Source organism: Ruminococcus sp., from assembly GCF_024684275.1.
The window spans coordinates 1-19,299 of sequence record NZ_JAIKXF010000046.1 but is presented as its reverse complement, the minus strand read 5'-3'; the positions used below and the strand labels follow the sequence as shown (position 1 = coordinate 19,299).

Annotated in this window: 12 protein-coding genes and 1 other annotated feature; of the genes, 3 read left to right on the top strand and 9 right to left on the bottom strand. The window is 46.8% G+C overall.

What is annotated here, in order from left to right; genetic code table 11:
• Nucleotides 1-43 precede the first annotated feature (43 nt).
• Nucleotides 44-363, bottom strand: a binding site (T-box leader).
• Between the two features lie 228 nt (nucleotides 364-591).
• Nucleotides 592-1,974 (top strand): carbohydrate-binding domain-containing protein, encoded by a 1,383-nt coding sequence (locus K5677_RS04745; protein ID WP_296725281.1) that lies wholly within the window; start codon nucleotides 592-594, stop codon nucleotides 1,972-1,974.
• Between the two features lie 92 nt (nucleotides 1,975-2,066).
• Here K5677_RS04745 and K5677_RS04740 read toward each other — a convergent pair whose 3' ends face one another.
• The 6 genes from K5677_RS04740 to K5677_RS04715 all read right to left on the bottom strand — a co-directional run bounded on the left by K5677_RS04740 (nucleotide 2,067) and on the right by K5677_RS04715 (nucleotide 11,406).
• Nucleotides 2,067-3,944, bottom strand: coding sequence for a leucine-rich repeat protein (locus K5677_RS04740; protein ID WP_296725278.1), 1,878 nt, complete (start codon nucleotides 3,942-3,944; stop codon nucleotides 2,067-2,069).
• 313 nt (nucleotides 3,945-4,257) lie between these two features.
• On the bottom strand, nucleotides 4,258-7,551 hold the full coding sequence (locus tag K5677_RS04735) for an SMC family ATPase (protein WP_296725275.1): 3,294 nt from the start codon (nucleotides 7,549-7,551) through the stop codon (nucleotides 4,258-4,260).
• Nucleotides 7,548-8,684 carry an exonuclease SbcCD subunit D gene (locus K5677_RS04730; RefSeq protein WP_296725274.1) on the bottom strand — a complete coding sequence of 379 codons (1,137 nt, stop codon included), beginning with the start codon at nucleotides 8,682-8,684 and terminating at the stop codon, nucleotides 7,548-7,550. The genes K5677_RS04735 and K5677_RS04730 overlap by 4 nt, the downstream gene beginning before the upstream one ends.
• 337 nt (nucleotides 8,685-9,021) lie before the next feature.
• Entirely contained in the window at nucleotides 9,022-9,828 is an 807-nt protein-coding gene (locus K5677_RS04725) for a hypothetical protein (protein ID WP_296725271.1), read from the bottom strand.
• 10 nt (nucleotides 9,829-9,838) lie between these two features.
• Nucleotides 9,839-10,888: a DUF4367 domain-containing protein gene (locus K5677_RS04720; RefSeq protein WP_296725269.1), complete on the bottom strand. Its 1,050-nt coding sequence runs from the start codon at nucleotides 10,886-10,888 to the stop codon at nucleotides 9,839-9,841.
• A 5-nt stretch (nucleotides 10,889-10,893) separates the two neighbouring features.
• On the bottom strand, nucleotides 10,894-11,406 hold the full coding sequence (locus tag K5677_RS04715) for a sigma-70 family RNA polymerase sigma factor (RefSeq protein WP_296725268.1): 513 nt from the start codon (nucleotides 11,404-11,406) through the stop codon (nucleotides 10,894-10,896).
• Between the two features lie 540 nt (nucleotides 11,407-11,946).
• Between K5677_RS04715 and K5677_RS04710 the strand changes: the two genes are divergently transcribed.
• Complete coding sequence (locus tag K5677_RS04710; RefSeq protein WP_296725266.1) at nucleotides 11,947-13,536, top strand: SPFH domain-containing protein; 1,590 nt, start codon at nucleotides 11,947-11,949, stop codon at nucleotides 13,534-13,536.
• A gap of 285 nt (nucleotides 13,537-13,821) precedes the next feature.
• A complete protein-coding gene (locus K5677_RS04705; RefSeq protein WP_296725264.1) occupies nucleotides 13,822-14,682 on the top strand; it encodes an AraC family transcriptional regulator in 861 nt (286 codons plus the stop codon).
• A 76-nt stretch (nucleotides 14,683-14,758) separates the two neighbouring features.
• On the opposite strand, the gene K5677_RS04700 is transcribed toward K5677_RS04705, so the two are convergent.
• The 3 genes from K5677_RS04700 to K5677_RS04690 all read right to left on the bottom strand — a co-directional run.
• A complete protein-coding gene (locus tag K5677_RS04700; RefSeq protein WP_296725262.1) occupies nucleotides 14,759-16,666 on the bottom strand; it encodes a hypothetical protein in 1,908 nt (635 codons plus the stop codon).
• Nucleotide 16,667: 1 nt separating this feature from the next.
• A complete protein-coding gene (locus tag K5677_RS04695) occupies nucleotides 16,668-17,141 on the bottom strand; it encodes an RNA polymerase sigma factor (protein WP_296725261.1) in 474 nt (157 codons plus the stop codon).
• A gap of 199 nt (nucleotides 17,142-17,340) precedes the next feature.
• Nucleotides 17,341-19,299, bottom strand: a 1,959-nt coding sequence (locus K5677_RS04690; protein WP_296725259.1) for a glycoside hydrolase family 11 protein, incomplete at its 5' end; no start/stop codon positions are given.

The window sequence follows — 19,299 nt, the reverse complement described above, 5'->3', positions numbered from 1 at the left end:
TGTGCACAGGACGAGCAGGAATACAAAAAGCCCCGTCCTGAAACTACAGGACGGGGCATAATACCCGTGGTGCCACCTGAATTACCGCAAAAGCGATCACTTTTGAGCCGCTGTAACGTGCGGAATACGTCGCCCCTACTCGAAATACCGTTTAATCTCTGAGCCATTACACGCAATGTCACTAAAACACACGCTGCCCCTTTCAGTCACACAGCCCTTTTCGGAACTTGCCACTTGATACGGCACCCTTTGGGTTTGCTGCTCGGAAGTGTTATTCACACAGACTCTGATATGCGGCTCTCACCCTGCCCGCACTCTCTGGAAACGAATTCCTGCGCTACTTCTCTCCGTCATCGCATTTATTTGATGTTTGTATTATAGCACTTTTAAATGTGAATGTCAATACTCTGAAACAGAAAAAATTTCACATTTTTCACATTGTATGCAGAAATCTCCACATTCAGCATAATTATCCACACATATATTTCCGATTAATTTCACATTACAATACGACAATTTACAAAAAAAGGGTGTATATTATAACCATAGAAACAAACCACACTCAAAACCAAAACGAAAGGGTGCGTAAATATGATGAAAAATACATGGAAAAGAACTTTGGCAGGTCTGGCTGTTTTAACAATGGCACTGAGCGCTTTCACAGGCTGTTCAGATAACAGCACAAGCAGTACTTCAAAGAGCATAAAAAGCTCCTCATCGGTAGTGACCGAAGAAAATACAGAGGATACCGAGACAACTACAGCTTCAAAGAAAAAGAGCGGCTCAGCTGTCAAGGCTGAGAATACTTCGCATATAACAAATAATAAAGGCGTTATAGATACAACAGATATGTTTACCGAAAGAGATTTAGCTCAGACCGCAGATATATCTGATGCAAAGAAGCTCACTGTATCCGACGGCAAGACCATAGATATAACAGAGGCAGGCGTTTATGTCATAAGCGGAAGCGCAAAGAACTGCACCATAAGGGTAGAGGCTGACAGCGAATCAAAGGTACAGCTCGTGCTTGACGGCGTCACCGTTGAAAACGAGGACTTCCCTGCTGTTTATGTGGTGTCCGCAGACAAGGTCTTTGTAACTTCGACTGATTCTGAAAACAGCCTCTCTGTCACAGGACAGTTCACGTCTGACGGCGATACCAACACCGACGCTGTTATCTTTTCAAAGGAAGACCTTGTATTTAACGGCACAGGCGCTCTTACAGTCTATTCCGCATACGGAAACGGTGTCTCATGTAAGGACGATCTAAAGGTAACAGGCGGCACATATGATGTAACCACTGCAAAGGACGCTTTTGAAGCCAATGACTCCATAGCAATATGCGGCGGAGACTTTACAGTAAATACTCAGAAGGACGGTCTCCACTGTGAAAACGACGAAGACAACACTCTCGGCAGTATTTACATCTCGGACGGTACATTTGATATTACCTCAAACAGCGATGCTATACAGGGCACAACATATGTCCAGATAGACGGCGGCACATTCAATATCATTTCTTCCGAGGGTATAGAAGCCACATATGTTCAGATAAACGGCGGAAATATCACTATAAGTGCTTCCGATGACGGTATAAATGCCACAAACAAGAGTACTGCCTGTGATATTGCTGTGGAATTCAACGGAGGAAACACCACTATCACTATGGGACAGGGCGACACAGATGCTGTTGATGCCAACGGAAGCATCTATGTAAACGGAGGCACTATTGATATAACAGCGCAGATGTCATCATTCGACTATGACGGTACAGCTGAATTTAACGGCGGTACTATCATTATCAACGGCGAAGAGGTCTCTGAGATACCGCAGTCCATGATGGGCGGTCCTATGGGCGGCTTTGGCGGACACGGCGGCTTCGGCGGCGATATGGGTACACCTCCTGACGGCGGTATGGGTACACCTCCTGACGGCGGCTTCGGCGGCGGACGCGGCAGAATGGAACAATTCTAAGAACATGGCGGTATCAGGTCATTAAAGCTTCATTTTTCAACCCTCCAATATATAAAAAAACCGAGAACAATGTTCCCGGTTTTTTTCGTTATTCAGATAAACAGCGTACTGAAGCCGTGCTCCTTTGCATAGCGCTCAGCCTTTTTACGATTGACCTGTTTAAGTATCCTTATGGTCAGCTTGTGACCTTTCTTGATGCTTTCAAGCGGGATATTTTCGTCCTCAAACTCCATTACCTGGATATTGCAGAGACTTTCACAGCCGCAGAATGCGTCCTCCTTGATGTCCTTAGTGCTCATGCTTATTTTTAAGTCCATAAGGTTCTGACAGCCATAGAAAGCCCAGTTTCCGATACTCTTTACAGTGGGCGGAATAGTTATGGACTCCAGCGACCTGCACCATGAGAACGAGCTCTCGCCTATAGCAGTAACGGAATTGGAAATGATTATCTTTTTAAGGCTGTAGCACTCGGAGAAAGCTGCACTGCCGATGTCCTCAACCGAGCCTGAGATAACTATTCTTCTCAGTCTCTTGCATGAGAAGAACATCAGGTCACTTATCCTTTGCAAATAAGCGGGCAGAACTACGTTTTCGAGGCTGTTGCAGCGTCCGAAAGCGCCCTTGCCTATCTTCTTGACAGACTCAGGCAGGTTGAGCTCCCTGAGCTTCAGGCATTTGAGGAAGGCATTTTCGCCGATAGATTCGAGATTCTTTGAGAAAACTACCTCCTCAAGATTGAAGCAGTGGCAAAATGCGAACTTATCAACAATGCGGATACTGTCGGACATTACTATCTTTTTCACGGTCTCATTGCCGCGGAAAGCGTACTTGCCCACTACCTTTACCTTTTCGGGGATAACAATGGATTCCGTAGTACCCACGTACTTGACAAGAGTACCGTTCTTGTCGATAGCCATGTTGTTTACGTCGTCTATCTCGATATTCTCGTCATTTATAAGGTCGCCGTACTTCTCGTAATCGTCATCGTCATTTTTGTGATGCTCATATATCTTTGGGATTTCGAGCTTCTTATCCTCGGACTTTTCGTCCTTTTTGGGAACCTCGGGCTTCTTATCCTCAGACTTTTCGTCTTTTTTGGGAGTCTCGGGCTTCTTTTCCCCGGACTTTTCTTCCTTTTTAGGAGCCTCGGGCTTCTTTTCCTCGTGCTTTTCGTCCTTTTTGGGAGCCTCGGGCTTCTTTTCCCCGGACTTTTCGTCCTTTTTGGGAGCCTCGGGCTTCTTTTCCTCGTGCTTTTCGTCCTTTTTGGGAACCTCGGGCTTCTTTTCCTCGTGCTTTTCGTCCTTTTTGGGAGCTTCGGGCTTCTTTTCCTCAGACTTTTCTTCCTTTTTGGGAGCCTCGGACTTCTTTTCCTCGGACTTTTCTTCCTTTTTAGGAGCCTCGTGCTTCTTTTCAGCGAACTTCTCCTTATCCAGCTTCACAGGCGTCGGAGATGTGTCTATTTTTTTCTTATCATGGAGAATATCAGTCTTTTTGTCAGCCTTGAACTTCTCCTTTTCGGACTCTGGAATGGAATCCATTATCTTCTGCGCAAGCTCGTCACCGTCATCGGTACGGACTGCCTTGCTCTGCTTTTTTTCTCCTACAGTCTCTTTTTTTGGCTCGGTCTTGGTCTCAGCTGGCTTCTTTTCAGCCTTTGGCTCAGGCTTGGTCTCAGCTGGCTTCTGCTCTGCCTTTGGCTCGGGCTTGGTCTCAGCTGGCTTCTGCTCTGCCTTTGGCTCAGACTTGGTCTCGGCAGGCTTCTGCTCAGCCTTTGGCTCAGGCTTGGTCTCGGCTGGCTTTACCTCGGCTTCTGCCGACTGACGAGCCTTGACTGCTCTTACCTTTACCACCTTTGCCTTTTTCGGGACCTTTCCGCGCTCTGATACACCGTTTTTCTCAGCGCAGACAGGACAGCTGTCATATCTATCAGCATCATATTGATGATTCTCGGGACATTTTGTCATTTTCATTTTGCTATCACTCCATAGGGTAGTTCCATGCTTTATTTTTAAAGAAAAAAATGAACTTAACAATATAATTAATGTGTACTCAATAACTGCCTGACGGCGGACACTAAATACAAATTAATTATAACATTTCTATAAGCAAAAATCAACAAACAGGATAGTCTGCCGCTAAAATTTGTTAATAATTACAAGCTTCTCCAGAATAATCCCCCTGTAAACAGGGATTTTCCGCTTGAGACTTTGGAATAATTTAGGCAAAATGCACAAAGTAATAATAATGCCAAAGCCGCAGCTTCTTACGAAGCTGCGGCGTATCTCAGACTATTATCTGTGCAGTGCTGCCTCCGTTTTTGTCCTTGCGAACCACTACCTGCTTGTCGATGCGCTGTTTCAGCGCCTGTACATGGGAAATTATCCCTACAAGGCGGCTGCCCTCCGAGAGCCCTGCAAGAGCGCGGACAGCCTGCTCTATAGAGTTGTCGTCCAGCGAGCCGAAGCCCTCGTCCACAAACATAGTGTCAAGCTGTATGCCGCCTGCGGAGCACTGTATCTCGTCGGAAAGTCCCAGTGCCAGCGAAAGCGAAGCCTTGAAGGACTCGCCGCCTGACAAGGTTTTCACGCTGCGCACCGAGCCGTTGTAGTGGTCGATAACGTCAAGGTCAAGCCCCACCTGAGAGCGCTTGTCATCGAATTCCTCGCGCCTTTTGAGGGTATACTGCCCGTCTGACATGACCTTTAGGCGAAGATTCGCCCGTCTGATTATCCTGTCAAAATATGCAGTCTGTATATATGTCTCCAGCATGAGCTTGCTCTGGTCGGAAAGCTTTCCGTTAGCTGTATCAGAGAGATTTTTCACCCATGCATAGCGCTTTTCCAGTTCAGAGAGCTCAGTGGAGTCGTCTGTAATATTCGCAAGAGCTGTTGTGTTTATGGTCAGCCTTGTGTGCAGCTGGCGAAGCTTCGCCGCGAGAGCTGCTTTTTCGGCAGTGAGCCGCGTTTTTTCGGCTGTATCCTTTTCTGCATCAAGGTCTCCGAAACCTGCAAGCTGCTCTGTGAGCTGCTTCAGTCTGCCTGCTATGCCCGAGCAGAGCTTTTCACCCTCATTTAATGAAGCTTCCGCAGCTTCATAGGCTGCCTTTATGTCTGCACACTTCTTTCGCAGCGAAGCCGCATATATCCCGGCATTTTCACCGTTTTCAAAGCGGAGTCTGCCGCGGAGCTCCGCAAGCTGACGTCCGATCTCTGCAAGCCTTGTGTCTGAGGCGGCTTTTTTTGCGGTAAGCACTGTAATATCGGTGCTTAACCGACTGATTAGCTGCTCCGACTGCGGTATGAGCTTTTCAAGCTCAGCCTTGTGGAGAGCCTTTTGGTTTTCCTCGGCTATTTTTGCGGAAATGTCCGATAACTGCGCATTCAGCAGAGTACGCTCTGAGGCTATTTTCTCTTGAACATCAGCAAAAGCAACGCCCTCCATGACCTCTGCGGCTATCTTTTCTGCCTCCGCAAAAAGCCGCTTTACGCCGCCGTCGAGTTTATCCCTTCGGCTGCGAAGCTCCGTTATCTGACGGTCGGTGTCCGCAACAGCCGCCATAACGCCTGCCTGCTGCTTTTCGGCGGACTCAGTTTCGTGCCCAAGCCTTTCCCGCTCGGCTATAAGCTTGTCCGCCTCGGTCAGCTTTTTTTCCAGCTCGTTGAACTGCTCTATGCTGCTTTGCAGCTCCGATGCGCAGCACTCTGCGGCTTCTGCCAAATCACAGCCAAGAAGCTCTCTCACCTGTGCTGTCAGGGAATTTTCCAGCTGATGCGCATTTGCCCTTGCGGCAGAAGCTTCAGCGCTGCGCTTTTCAGCGAAGCTACGCGCCTGCTCAAGCTGCTTTTTCAGCATATCAAGCTCTGCTTCTGTGGGAGCATTGGTACATTTTTTTGCAGGGAAAGGGTGCTCACGTGAGCCGCATACGGGACAGGGCTCACCGTCGCAGAGCTTCTCTGCAAGAACGCCTGCACGGTCATCAAGAAAGGCTCTGTAGCCCTGTTCATATTTTTCGGAAAGACGGCTCGCCTTTTCTGCGGCTTCACTGTAGAGCTCCGCTGCCTCCTCATATTCACTGCTGCGCTTTTCGCTCTCGGATATGTCCGCAGATAGCTTTCTGAGCTGAGTACCTCGGCTTTTAAGCCCTTCCTCCATGCGCAGGAGCTTCTCCTTTTCCGCTCCGCAGCCTTCAAGCTCGCCGTGCCGCTTTTTCAGCTTTTCTATCTCCTTCGTAAGCAGCTCGCATTGCTCCATAAGTCGGTCATGCTCAAAGCTCTGCTCCTTTAGCTCGGCAGCTGCCTTTTTCAGCTCTGCGCAGCTGCTTTCATACTCTGTCAGCTGCTCCGCCAGCTTGTTAAGCTCATCTGAGTGGCGGCTCAGTCTCTCGCGCTCTGCGTCCAGCTTCGCCTTGTTCTCGCCAGTGCCGCCGAGAGCTGAAAGCTCTGCTTTCAGCATACCCAGCCGCTTCTCCGAAGCGGCTTTCTCGGCGGCTGCGCTGTCAAGCCCTGAAACAGTATTGGCAAGAGACCTCTTTTCCTCAGCAAGCAGCCGCTCCTGCTCTGCTGCACGTTCATATTCGGGTGTCTCAGCCTCAACAGCCGCCAGCTCCGCCGTTAGCTCAGTCACCTTTGACTGACGGGCTTTTTCCGTTTCGTATTTTTCCGCAAGAAGTTTCTGCCGCAGCTGTGCTTCATTGAGTTCCTTTGAGGTGCGGTCATGGTCAGCCTCTATACGTGCCCTTTCCTCAGCCATTGTAAGCTTTGAGTTTATAGCTTCAATCCGCTTGTCCAGCTCTCCGCTCTCTCGGTCATAGACCTCTGCCTGCGCTTTATCGCGGCTTATGAGTTTGTTCATAACATCAGTGATGTACTCTATCGGCGGCATTTCCTCGCGGAGCTTTTCTATCTCGGGTGCAAGCTCGTCCTCATCACCGCAGACTATCCCCTCGATGTACTGCTTCAAGCCCTCACGGAGCCTGTCGCAGCCGCTTTTCAGTGTACTGCTCTCAGTTTTCAGCGCCTCCTGCAAGGTCTGGTAATTCTTGGTCCTGAAGATATGCCTCAGTATCTCACGCCGCTGTGAGGTATCCTCGGTTATGAGCTTCATGAAATCGCCCTGTGCTATCATAGCTATCTGCTTGAACTGCTTTTCGGTAAGTCCCATGACCTCGGCTACCGCTCCGTCAACGTCCCTTTTGCCCGAAACAGCCCTGCCGTCGGGATAGGTAAAAACCGCATTTGCAGGCTGCTGGGCAACTCCGCCGCCTCGTTTTGCCTGTCTGGTGTATGAAGGATTGCGGTTCACGGTATAACGCTTGCCTGCATAGTCGAAAACCAGCTCCACATATGTGGGAGTATCCAGCGTGGAATATTTCGAGCGGAGCATAGAATCGTCGTCACGGTTGGCTCCGCTGGCACTGCCATAAAGTGCATAGGTTATGGCGTCGAATATGGTAGTCTTGCCTGCTCCCGTATCGCCTGTTATAAGGTAAAGTCCGCTGTTTCCGAGAGCTTCAAGGTCAAGCACCGTCTTTTCGGCATATGGTCCGAAGCCTGATATTTCAAGTTTGATCGGTCTCATGCTTCTTCCTCCCATATCTTCTCTATCAGCGACTGTGCAAGCTCACGCTGCTCCGCTGACATATCGCCGCCGTTCGCCAGCTTATAAAACTCCTCAAAAAGCTCTATAGGCAGCCTGTTGTCAGCGTCAGCAGCCTCTATGCTTCCGTGGGAGCTCCGAGTACGGCGGTTGTCATATTCAAGGCTCATTATATTCGGATAAACGCCGCGAAGCCTTCCCATAGCCTCGGGGATATCCTCCTCGTCTGTGAGGACAGCGTGGATATAGTCCGCGGTATCCCCTGCCGAGCTGCACTCCTTTGAGCATACATAATCAAAGCTGCCCCTGACAATACGCATATCACGCAAAGGCTCAAGAGGCACTGTTCTTACGGTAATATCGCCCTTTTCACGAAATTCCGCAACTGTCACGGACTTCTCCTGCCTCGCCTCTGAAAATGAATATTTCAGCGGAGTTCCGCAGTAGCGTATCCTCTCGCTTCCCACATTCTGAGGACTGTGGATATGTCCCAGTGCAACATAGTCAAAGCCGTCAAAGGCGGAGCTGTCAACGTTGTCTGTACCGCCTACCGATATTTCCTCAGAATCGCTTTTCTGAGCTCCCGTAACGAACTGATGAGTTATGAGGATATTGCGTCTTGTAAAATCCGCGTTCATGGCGTCAACAGCTGTATTCACGGCGTCGGTGTAGCTTGTTATCTCAGCCTCGGGAAAGAACCTGCGCACACTGACAGGCTTTATAAATGGCAGCATATAAACTCCGAGATCTCCGTACTCATCACTGAGGATAGTGGGAAGGATATTTCCGTCATAGACAGGCGACATATGTATACCGCTTTTTTCCATGATATGCGAGCCGAATGCGATACGCTCAGCAGAGTCATGATTGCCGCTTATGACAAAAATATGTTTCGTCTGCTCAGAAACCCTTGTGAGGAAATCATCAAAAAGCCGCACTGCCTCGGCTGAGGGAACAGGCTTGTCGTATATATCCCCTGCGATAACAATGATATCGGGGCTTTCCTCTGAAATTATGCTGTATATCTCGCGGAGAATGAACTCCTGATCCTCGATAAGTGAAAATTCGTTCAGTCTCTTGCCGAGATGAAGATCTGATAAATGGATAAGCTTCATACATAACCCCCTTAAATCATAATTTAACGCCTTTGGCGTCCCGAAAAATTGGTATTGTAGGGGCGAACATTGTTCGCCCGTGTCAAAATTGATGTGTATGTTTGCGGGCGCACATTGTGCGCCCCTACATCATTAAATTATGATTTATCTACATTAATTATATAGTGTTTGCACTTTATTGTCAACGAAAAAAATTCCCCGTCCGAGTGCTGCGGACAGGGATAGATGATATATTTTGTTTTTCAGTTTTGAAGCTGTCATGTACTGCGGATATATGCCGCCCGTGCAGATGAGCGCTCTGCTTCCGCAGTATATATTACCGTTTGTCCCCCGTGGTTCAGCTCCGTCTGGTCTTTTTATCATGCAGGAACAGCGCCGCTGCACCTGCACTGCAAAGTGCCGTAAACGTCAGAACAGGTGGCTTATCACCTGTATTCGGTACGTTTCCGGCTTTTACAGCCTTTGTTGTTGTCGCCGCAGCCCTTGTGACCGTTGTACTTGTCTGAGCATATGCTGCCATCTTTGTCTCAGTGGTCCTCTTGACCATTGTCGCAGAAGCCGACGTAGTTATCCTTGAAGCGGTCACATCTGCTGCCGTGGTCCTGACAGTAGTCCTCGTTGTAGTCCTGCCTGTTGTCGAGGTAGTTGTTGTGGAAGTGGTCAATACAGAGGTAACAGGCTTTTCCTCTACCCATACCCCCGAAGCTGTATTCTCCGCCGTCTGAGTGAATACCTCAGACTCGCCGTAGAGAGCTCCGTTTGCGTAATGAACGCAGACCACTCTGTAATAGTATCCGCCCTGAACATTCACGGTATAGCCGTCCAGATTGTAATACTTGGTATTCTTTGCTGTTTTGTCTCCGACAGTCACCTCGTCCTGCCAGTTTTTTCCGTCACTGCTACGCTGTACAACTATATTCTTAAAGCCGACCTCGTTCATCTTGCCCGATACCTGTGTTTTCGCAGATACCTCAAGAAGACCTTTGCCTGCTGAGGAACATCTTACAGAGCATTTTTCAATTAGTCCGATAGCCCTCTGGTACTGCTCATAATAGCTGTTATCCACCGATACAGCGTTCATCTGTACAGGTGCGCCCACAAGCAGCATTCCTAAAAAGGCAGCTGTAATGTATTTTTTCTTCATTCCGCTGCCCTCACTTTTTCATAAATTCCGAAGGGTACGGAACAAAGCTCTCTGCTATAACTTTAAGCTCGTTGCGATTTACTCCCGAGCCGTGAAGAGTATAGACCGTATTGCCGTAAACGAATACTGCTGTGCAGTTCCTTGAATCGCCCATTATAAAGCCGCTTATCTCTTTGCCCCTGAATATCTCATATGAGTCATTGTCACTTGGGACGAGGACATCGGGCATGAGCTCCTCAGAATAGTATTCCTCAGCGGTGATGTCTATCTTTGAAGCTGAATTTTCAAATGTAAAATAGCAGTCATTTGAGTCCTTCAGCCTTTCGTTATGGAAATCAGTGCAGGACATATCCTCAAATCCCGAGGGCAGAAATGTGGGATAGCAGGGGTATATGCCTGCGCTCTCTGATTTAGTAAGTATCTCCCCAGCCATTCCGCGCGTTTCTGCGCTGCACCTGCTGAGCAGCTGCTCCATAGAGCTGCTGCCTGCTGGTATCTGCGTAGTAGCCGAAACAACAGCGCTGACAGTCGTCGTTGCCGCAGCCTGTGTGATAATACCCGTTGCAGAGCTATAAACACCAGTGGTAGTCATAACTTCTGTTACCTGAGTTGCGGCAGGCACAGTAGTTGTAGAAGTTGCGGCAGCTGTCATATTCGGCACGGCAGGCTCTATATCTCTGAGCTGATTTGTGTCTATACTGAAGCCCGATCTTGCCATATTTATCATTGCTTCAAAGACGTTTGAGCCGTAGGTTTTGAGGGTGTAGAGGTTGAGTCCGAGGCAGAGCACGAAGCAGGCACTGAGGGCTGCTGCCCATTTGCGCAGCAATGCGATCCTGTGTCTTTTTCTTCTTGCCGAGACCTCTGTGATGACTTTTTCCGCAGAAACAGGCTGCGGTATTTCCACATCGTTAATATCGACCATAGCGACGGTGATTTTCTCAATGGCATCAAGATCACGCTCCTCTATCGGCTTTGCAAGCTCCTCATTCAGAAGGGCTTGCAGATCATCAAGCATATTCTTATCAGAAAGCTTATCTGTGGTAGCTTTTTCCTTCAACGGTATCACTCCTTATCCATGAAAGCGTCCGCGGACTTTTTTTCTGCGGCGCGAAGCTTCTTTTTTAACTTGTGGATCTTTCTGTAAAGTGCGGGAAGGGATATTCCCAGCCGCTTTGCTGCTTCGTTTCGTTGTCCGTAGTCGCTGTCGTAATAGAGCTCAAGAAGCTTGCGCTCATCGGGCTCGAGAACATCCAGCAGGCTTTCACCTGTATCGTCAAATCCGCCGCTGTCTGCCATATTCATAGCCTCAGCGCTCTCCTCAAGGCTGACCGCCGACGGATTTTTCCGCAGAAATGCCTTTATAACGTTGTCTGCCGTCCTGTACAGCCAAAGTCTGATATTTTCGGTATCCTCAAGCCTTTCGTGCTTTGAAAAGAATACCACAAATACCTCCTGTGTACAGTCCTCTGCGGAATGATAGCTGAATCCGAGCTTTGCGCAGCAGTAGCTGAATATCTCACGGTAGTATCTCTCTATTATCAGCGTGCAATGTTCGGGCTCTATCAACAGCTTCACTTCCTTCCGCCGATAAGCTTCTCGTAATATAAATGTCTCAGAAACGGGCACTTTTTTCCGTCAAGCCTTATCTTTGTACGCCTGCACAAAAACAGCGGCACTAATTTAGGGATTATTGCCGCAGATGTCATGCTATATTATTGATGTACCAAATAGATCCTGAATCTGATATTTCGTCTGAACTTCAGGATCTGATTGTCACATCAATATTCTATCACTTTGTCAGTGTTTTGTCAATTCTCAATTTCTGAAAACTGTAATCAAACTGTAATAATTAGCCAAAGAGGATAAACTAAGGCTGTACACTGTATTTTAAGTTCTGAAAACTATTTAAAAGGTTCATGCGAACTTATTTTTACAGTATTTCCTTCTGTGCATTATGCATAAATGCAGGTTTATATCTATACAGGTTGTAATCAATTGTGTGATATTGACAAAGATATAAAAATAATATATAATACTATCATGCGGTCGAGATAAGTCGATCGCTGTAAAACAAGTGCTCCGCATAAGCACATTTTGTATGATATGGAGGTTTATATGTTTGACAACATCAACTGGGGGATCGTGATTCCTGCCGGAATCGGCATTATCCTATTACTCATTATAATATTCACAGGTTACATAAAGGCTCCGCCGGATACTGCTTATATCATCTCAGGTCTGAGGAAAAAGATCATAATCGGTAAGGCGAGCATTCGTATCCCTTTCTTCGAGCGTGTGGATAAGCTGAAGCTTCAGCTCATCGCCGTTGACGTAAAGACTTCAAGTGCTGTTCCTACCGCGGACTACATCAATATCAACGTTGACGCTAACGTAAACGTTAAGGTCAGCAGCGATCCGACACTCATAAAGCTGGGTGCCGAAAACTTCCTTAACAAGGACACAGCCTATGTGGCTAAGGTCGCAAGAGAGGTCCTTGAAGGTAATATGCGTGAGATCGTTGGTCAGATGTCACTTGAGGCTATGGTCAATGACCGTAAGGCTTTCGCCGAAAAGGTTCAGGAGAATGCAGCTCCCGACCTTAACAGAATGGGACTTGAGATAGTTTCATTCAACGTTCAGAACTTTACCGATGACCAGAACCTTATCGAAAATCTCGGTATAGACAACACCACAAAGATACAGAAGAAGGCTGCTATCGCAAGGGCTGAGTCCGAAAAAGAGATCGAGATCGCTAAGGCTCAGGCTAAGAAAGAAGCCAACGACGCTAAGATTCTCGCTGAGACCGAGATCGCTCAGAAGAACAATGAGCTTGCTATCCGTCAGGCTGAACTCAAAAAGGAAGCTGATACTCAGCTCGCTATCGCTGACGCTGCTTATGAGATCCAGAAGGAAGAGCAGCGTAAATCAATCGAAGTTTCAAAGGCTAACGCTAATATCGCTGCTTCCGAAAAGGACGTTGAGCTCAAGGCTCGTGAGGCAGAGGTAACTGAAAAGGCTCTCGAAGCTCAGATCAAGAAAAAGGCTGAGGCTGACCGCTATAAGGCTCAGCAGGAAGCCGATGCAAAGCTCTATCAGCTCAAAAAAGAGGCAGAAGCAGATCGTTTCCAGCGTGAGCAGGAGGCTGAGGCTCAGAAGGCTGAGGCCGAAGCTCAGAAGTACGCCAAGATGCAGGAGGCTGAGGGTATCGCTGCTGTAGGTAAGGCTGAGGCGGACGCTATCCGCGCGAAAGGTCTTGCTGAGGCTGAGGGTATCAACGCCAAGGCTGAGGCTATGAAGAAGTACGGCGAGGCTGCTGTGCTCGAAATGTACTTCAAGGCTCTCCCTGAGGTCGTTAAGAACGCCGCTACTCCTCTGTCGCAGGTCGATAAGATCACAATGTACGGTGAAGGCAACTCCAGCAGACTTGTCGGCGACATCATTGATTCTACAACAAAGATCACCGATGGACTTACTGCTTCAACAGGCGTTGACATCAGAGCTCTGCTGGCTGGCTTCCTCGGCGGCAAAATGGCTGCTCCGAAGGCTGCTGCTCCTACAGCAGAAAAGGACAGCTCAGATAACGGCGAGTACGTTTACAGCTACGACGAAAACAGAGATGCTAAGGATAACTCATACGACGGAGATACTCAGTATTATGCTGATGAAAACTCCGACGACAGCAGCGCAGATATGCCTGAGCTGTAATATAATAACACTTCCCCCGATGATATGCGGTCATCGGGGGTTTTTGTCGTACTGACGTATTATGCCCTGATCCTATGGGAAGATATACTAACAATACATATTTCCATATTGCGCAAAATTTGGTTGGTCTCTTTGTATAGTTTTCACAAAGTTATACAAAAAGCATTTACAAAATACGACATATAGATTATAATAGAATTAGCACAATAGATAAACACATGAATAAGACAGCAATATTTGGTCAACAATGTTGCTAAACTGAGCCTCAGAGGGGGGGCGACACAAATGATAAAACATCTTTCGGGTGACTTTGAGACTGTTGAGTATGACACTCAAAAATATGCCATGCTCTATGACAATGTCCAGAACGAGGAGTACCCAGTACACTGGCATAACGCAGTTGAACTCATTATGCCTATCAAAAATGAATATTCCGTGACCGTGAATGCTATTGAGTATCTCGTACCCGAGAATGATGTTCTCATCATTCCTCCGTGTGAGCTCCACAGTATGCCTGCTATACCGGGACGGCGTATCATCTTCCAGTGCGATAACAGTATACTCGGCGAAATATCCGCTCTTGAGCCTGTTATGCGTTCTCTGAACACACCTGTCCTAATCAACGGTGATATGGATAAGGAGCTTCACGTGCTGGCAAAAAAGACCATGCTGGATATACTGTCGCTGTATAACTCCAAGTCTGAATTAGCCGACGTAAAGATCTACGTCAAGGTCATTGAGCTGTTTATGGCGCTCCGCGAGTATCAGCTGGAGCAGCAGAAGATAGTTATGGACTGCGACGACGAGAAGATCGACGAGTACAGCGAAAAGTTCGGCACTGTGCTGAAATATATCGACAATAATTTCATGTACGATATAACACTGGAGCAGCTTGCCGATGTTGCAGGCTACAGCAAATATCACTTCTCACGAATATTCAAGCAGTATAACGCTATGTCGTACTTACAGTACATAAATGCAAGACGAACCAAAGCGGCGGAGCTTCTCCTGCTCGATCCGAGCATACCTATTACGGAGGTGGCTATGCGTTCGGGCTTCAAGAGCCTGACCACCTTTAACCGTATCTTCAAGGAGATAAAGCACTGTACGCCTACGGATTTCAAAAAGCTGTATGCACTAAGGTAAAAACAGACCGCACATCAATTGATGTGCGGTTTTTATTTATCCTTCTGTTGTTCTTATCTTTCCATAGTACAATATATCAATCGACTTTATTGATGTTGATCTCTCTGTATTCGGGTAGCTCAACGCCAATTTCATCTTTAAGCACGGATTCAAGCTTACCTACGTCTATCTTATATTTTTCAGTGTTTGTCAGCTGCATTTCGCCGTTTTCATCAGTCTCACATTCATTGCACTCCACAAAGCCGTCCATGAAGATAAAGTAGTTCTCTTGACGACTTTTATTATCGTCAAGCCTGTATGAAGTTAAAATACTATACTTTACTCCGCCGACTATATCATCAGACGAAGTTGATTCAAGCATTTTTACAAAGTCATTACGAACAAAACCTTCAAACTTTGCCATGCCTTCTTCATCTGTAGGAGTAAGCCTCTCGTGTTGACCGAAAAGCAACTCAGCGTACTCAAAAACTTCTGTGGGGGCTTCGGCTTTATACTTTGCAAGTATCTCCGTTATCCCCTTGTCAAAGGCTTCAAAATCAATATAATAGTTACAATCAGCAACAGTAGTTACTACATGGGTATCAATATCCGTAATGTTTTCACCATAATGAACATGACCGTCATTTTCAATATAAAAGAAACAAAATCTGTCACCGTTCTCCCAGTTTGCTTCATAGGTCATTCCCTCAGCAACCTGTTGCGGAATTTTTTGCTCTACTTTGGTAACTTTATCGCCCCAGTCGACATTATTAAGGAAATCTGCTATTTTCTCATATACTTCGCCGCTTTTATTATAATAGTTGTCTGTGCCTTTACAGAACATAAAGTCAAATGTCCTGAAATCGCCGAAAGGTGAAGCTTTATTGATGTCCTGAGCCAGAATTTCCTGTACTCCCCTGTCAAAGGCTTCAAAGTCTATCTTGTAACACTCGCTATCTGCAACAACAGGACCAATGTCAGTAACTAAATCGTTTGAAAAATCCGTATAGCTGACATAACCGCCATTTACAATTACTATTTTACTGTATCCCTGTGGAGTAGATCGAGTAATAATATAGACACGATCTTCATTGTCCAGAACTTTCAACTTTTTTATATAGTCATATTCTTCTTCATATTCTTCAAACTTTAAATACCTGCTGTCTTTTTTAATCTCAGAATCATCGAGAGCATCACCCCAATTAAAATTATTGAGGAAGTCAGACAGCTGAGCGTAGGTCTCGTCTGAGTAACTTCCATCTTTTCCATCGTCTGCATCAAATTTGTAACTAAATTGACTGAAATCTCCAAACTGAGAAACAGGATCAAGGGCAAGTATCTCCTTCACTCCGCTGTTAAAGGCTTCAAAGTCTATCTTATACCATTTTTTTTCGATAATCTTATATTTCCCAGACTCAAAATCTGACATCATCTCCCTATAGTAAACATATCCGTCATTTGCAATATCGATATTGTAAAAAACAGGCGGTGTATCACCTATTTTCCAACTGATCACATAGTCCTGCCACCCGGAATAAAACACTTTGTTTTTTTTGTCCTCAGGAGCCTCAACACTTTCGCCCCAGTTAAAGCAATTGAGAAAGTCAGAAAGTTTCTCATAGGTCTCGGGTGAGTATTTGCTGTATGCTTTGTCATTTGCGTCAAAATTGTACTTTAATTCACTGAAATCTCCGAATGGACAGCTTCTGCAAGCAGAATCCGAGACCTCACCGCTTGTCATATGCTCCTTGTTCTGTCTGTGGAGCAGAAAACCTGTAGTACCTATCCCACCTACAAGCACAGCACAGGCAGCAATGGCACTGACAGCCTTTATTATACGGGTTTTAGTTGTTATACGCTCAGATGATCTGACAACTTCGATATAATCGTCACTGTCAGTATTTACGCGGTTCTTCTCCGCAAGCTCGGCGGCGCTGATTATGCGCTGCTTCATATCCGCAGGCATTTTTATCTTATCAGCCCCATTTTTAAGCTTTTTCTCCATATTACATATACTCCTTTCTGTATTTTTCCTTCAGCAGCTTCCTGCCCCTTGAAAGGCGCATTTTAGCCGCCGAAAGGCTTATTCCAATGATATCTGCTATCTCGTCTACCTTGTATTCGTCGATATAATAAAGAATGAGCGGCATTCGGTATTTGTCGGGAAGCTCCATAAGAGCGTCAAGTATACCGCTTTCCTCTTTTTCTATTGAATAACCGCTTAAAAGCTCGTCGCTTTCGGTTCGGTGACTTGTACGATACCTCAGAATATCACGGCATTTGTTTGTGGCTACAGTGATGAGCCATGCTTTTTCGTGGTCGCCGTCGCTGAATTCTGGGGACTTCTGCACATATTTTATAAATGTTTCCTGCACAGCGTCCTCAGCGTCGGCAGTATTTCTCAGCGTAAGCAGACAAATCCTGTACAGCATATCGCCGTATCTCTCGACCGCCTCGCGAGCGCAGCCGCATTTTAGCATATTCATCAGCTCCTTTCAATATAAACACGTATGGGAGTATCATTTGGTCACAAATATTATACCATTTATCAGATAAAATGAAAAGACAGCCGATTTACACCGACTGCCTTTCAGGGGATATTAAAATTTGGAGAAATCTTAATTAAGTGTGCCGACCACCGATTCTGTGATCGGCACTTTGTTTTAGTTAAAGCTTAGATTAAGCGCGTGTGTGAACCTGACCGCCTGCAAGAGTCTTGCCGTGAGCCTTAGCCATATCAGAAATGTTTACGTTCTGGTAACCATTCTGTGCGAGCCAAGGAAGAACCTGCTCCATAGCTGCTGCTGTTGTAGCATAGTTCTCGTGGCAGAGTACGATAGCACCCTCAAGTGAGCCGTTCTGTGCAGCCTGCTTGATTGTATTAACAATGTCATTTGTAGAAGCATTGTTCCAGTCCTTAGTGTCGATTGCACAGCTGATAAGTGGAATATCATAGAGTGCTGACTGAACTGTACCGTTGCTCTCGAGGTAAGGAAGTCTCATGAGGTGTGATGGCTCAGCGCCGATTATGCTCTTGAGCTTGCTGTTGCACTGCTCCCACTCACTTCTGATCTGACCTGAACCAAGCTGACCGAGGTGTGGGTGAGTCTGAGTGTGATTAGCAACTTCCATGCCCTTCTGATACTCATACTTGATCTGCTCATTTGTCTTGATCCAGCTACCTACATTGAAGAATGTAGCTGTCATGTTGTTCTCAGCAAGAGCATTGATGATTCTGTAACCAGGATCTGATGTGCTCTGAGCTGAAGCGCCGTCATCGAATGAGATAGCGCAGAGCTTCTTGCCAGCCTGTACCTGTGTACCTGTCTGACCTGTCTGTCCTGTCTGTCCTGTCTGACCAGTCTGACCTGTCTGGCTGCTTCCGCCGCCTGATACGTCGATTGAAAGCTTAGAAACGTTAGCCTTACCGCTGCTCTCCCAGCCTTCTACGTTGAGAGCGACCTCTGTGAGGTTACCGATGTCCCAACCTGCGTCTGCCCAAGCCTTGAAGTGATCTGATACTGTGATAGAACCAGATGTTCTCTTTGACTTACGAACGCTGAAGTACTGCTTGAAGTTACGTGACTGGTTGTCAAGGATTGTAGGACCATAGTGGTCGAGTGTGAAGATCTCGTACTGAGCACCGTCGATAGTAACTGTCTTGCTGCCGCCCTGTGGCTGTGGGCACCAGTTTACCCAGTCCTCAATGATATAGTACTCTACGAGCGGATCTGTCATCCAGCCGTATACGCAAAGTCTTGAGTTACCCTGTGAGCTTGCTGAGTAGTCAGCAGCATAGTCCAGAGTGATCTTACCTACATCTGTAGCCTTCTTTGTACGGTCGAAGTCCATACCGCGGCGAGCGAGGAAGTTACCCTTGGAAACCTGAGCGCTCCACTCTGTGTTGAATGTACCGCCGCTGCCAAGTGTCATTGAACCGCTTCCGCCTGTCTGATCAAGCCAGATCTCATAGCTGTAGCCATCGCTGTCGCCCTTGAACTGGTTCTGACCATTCTTAACGCTGTATGTCTTGCCGCTAAGCTGCTGTGTAGGAGCATTAGTTGTTGTAGCCTTTGTAGTTGTAGCCTTAGCTGTTGTAGTTGTAAGCTTTGTTGTAGTTGCAGGAGCTGTAACAGTCTTGATATTGTCAGAGTAGCTCTCCGGAAGCTTAGAAATTAAGCCTAAGAGGTACTTCTGGATAGCAAGAGCATCGTTTGCTGTGATGCCGTTACCAGCCTCGTTTACGTCTGCATTATAAAGAGCAGTATCCTTGAGTGCATACTTATTCGGGTTTGCAAGTGACTGCATGATAAGTACAACGTCACTCATATCTACGCCGTTATCGCTGTTTGCGTCGCCCCACTTGGAAACCTTAGAATCAAGAACTTCCTTGAGGTCAACAGCCTTAGCAGGCTCTGCTGTTGTAGTTGTTACATTAACAGGCTTTGTTGTTGTAGCCTGAGTTGTTGTAACTACTTCCTCCTCATATGAAGGAGGTGCAATTGTCTTTGTAAGACCGATGATGTCGTTGTAGAAGCTCTTTGGCTGGTAGTTGCTGAATGGGAGAGGATCTCCGCCGTTCTCGCTCTTTCTCCAGCTTCTCTCATCTGTTGTACCCCAGAGAGTTACGCATGAGAT

Coding starts and splice junctions, on each gene's coding strand:
- K5677_RS04745 (WP_296725281.1), top strand. CDS start 592: ATGATGAAAAATACATGGAAAAGAACTTTGGCAGGTCTGGCTGTTTTA.
- K5677_RS04740 (WP_296725278.1), bottom strand. CDS start 3,944: ATGAAAATGACAAAATGTCCCGAGAATCATCAATATGATGCTGATAGA.
- K5677_RS04735 (WP_296725275.1), bottom strand. CDS start 7,551: ATGAGACCGATCAAACTTGAAATATCAGGCTTCGGACCATATGCCGAA.
- K5677_RS04730 (WP_296725274.1), bottom strand. CDS start 8,684: ATGAAGCTTATCCATTTATCAGATCTTCATCTCGGCAAGAGACTGAAC.
- K5677_RS04725 (WP_296725271.1), bottom strand. CDS start 9,828: ATGAAGAAAAAATACATTACAGCTGCCTTTTTAGGAATGCTGCTTGTG.
- K5677_RS04710 (WP_296725266.1), top strand. CDS start 11,947: ATGTTTGACAACATCAACTGGGGGATCGTGATTCCTGCCGGAATCGGC.
- K5677_RS04705 (WP_296725264.1), top strand. CDS start 13,822: ATGATAAAACATCTTTCGGGTGACTTTGAGACTGTTGAGTATGACACT.
- K5677_RS04700 (WP_296725262.1), bottom strand. CDS start 16,666: ATGGAGAAAAAGCTTAAAAATGGGGCTGATAAGATAAAAATGCCTGCG.
- K5677_RS04695 (WP_296725261.1), bottom strand. CDS start 17,141: ATGCTAAAATGCGGCTGCGCTCGCGAGGCGGTCGAGAGATACGGCGAT.